The 1,547-nt window shown below is 72.6% G+C and carries 1 protein-coding gene and 1 pseudogene; both read left to right on the plus strand.

The annotated features are described in order from the left end of the window. The first annotated feature begins 51 nt into the window (after window positions 1-51). Entirely contained in the window at window positions 52-639 is a 588-nt protein-coding gene (locus AB0O00_RS38905) for a hypothetical protein (protein ID WP_363659399.1), read from the plus strand. Between the two features lie 466 nt (window positions 640-1,105). Then, a pseudogene (locus tag AB0O00_RS38910) lies at window positions 1,106-1,547 on the plus strand (ATP-binding protein); the annotation flags it as partial.

The following is a 1,547-nucleotide window of genomic DNA, read 5'->3' on the forward strand; positions in this document are numbered from 1 at the left end:
TCACCCGGAGCCGGGCGGCCGGGGCCGCCCCCCCCCCGGCCCCCCGGCCGGGTGCTCACGTTCTCCACCGCGCAGAACGCGTTCACCGGCGACGTGCCGATGCCCGACGGCTACGTGCGCCAGATCGTCGTCCAGCCGGGCGGCACCGACGCCTACGTCAGCTCCGGCACCAGCCTCGTGCACCTGGACACCTCGACCGCCGCCCCGGCCGTCGTCGGGACCGTCGCGAACCTCCCCACCCAGATGATCTACGCGTCGTACACCACGGACGGCACCCACCTGATCGTCACCGACAGCGACCCCGGTAGCCCCCGCCTGGCCCACCCCGTCGACACCGACAGCGACACCGGGCTGGCGCCGGTCACGCTCACGCCCGCCTTCTCCGCCGGTACCGGCACGCCGTCCACCGCCCCGGCCGGCGGCCTGCTGCGCCGCCTCGCCTACGACCAGACGACGCAGCGGCTCTCCCTGGTGGCCTTCGACGCCACGAACGACTACGCCGCCGCACCCTCCGAGACGCTCGCCCTCGACGCCGACTTCTCCTACGGCATGACCGTCAGCAACGACAACCACACCGCCTACGTGCTGGCCCACCGCCCCGGAGCGCAGGGCATCGTCCTGGAGATCCTCCCCCGCTGACCGACCCCGCTGACCGACCCCGGCCGCCGGAACCCATCACAGACACCGTCAAGCACGCCGTCGCGAGGCACCCCCTCGCGGCGGCGTCGTCGTGTGTGCGCATGCCACCTCACTCTTTCGAGTGGGACCACTCCGACGCCTTTGACCTCCGATAGCACGAACTCCCGTCCATCAAGGCGCACTTCGCCGAGAAACCCTCCGCATGAGCGAATCCCGGGCGGGTTACCGGTGCAACCGGCCCGCGGCGAGAAACCTGGTGCGGGCGCCGAACCCGGCGGTACGGGGGATCGGCCGGGCAGCAGCCGTCGCGCACCCGTGCGATGTGTCTGACATGTCCGGCAAGTTCGCACAAGTCAGCACTGCCACAGTAATTTTGAGTTTCGGTCAGAAATGTCGAGACCCGGCTATGCTGCCTCGGACCACCGCCCCCCACCCGCCTCCGATGTCCCCTTCCGACCGTTTGAGGATGCTGATGCTTCGACCCGGATCGTCCCCCGGCAGACGGCCCACCGCCCTCCCGCCCGGGTGGCTGCTGCCCACGGCCGTGCTCGCCGCCGCCGGGGCCGCCGCCGTGGCGGTCGCCGTCTCCGGCGCCCGTCCCGAGGTGATCTGGAGCGGCATCGCGGCCACGCTGGCGGTCGCCGTGGTGGCCGCCGAGGCCGGCCGGCGCGGCCGGGCACTGTCCCTCCTGCGCCGCCAACACGCCCGCCAGACCGACGACTTGCGCCAGCAGATGCTCCGCCAGGACACCACCATGGTCGCCCTCTCGCGGCAGGAGCTGCCGGCCGCGCTGGCGCGCCTGCGGGCGACCAACTCGGTCGACACCGCGATGCACGCCTACGAGTCCAGGGACCCGATGCTCAGCCCCGAGTACCGGGCCGCCCGGGACGAGCTGCTGCACCGCGTCC

The organism is Kitasatospora sp. NPDC093558 (assembly GCF_040683475.1).
GTDB lineage: Bacteria > Actinomycetota > Actinomycetes > Streptomycetales > Streptomycetaceae > Kitasatospora.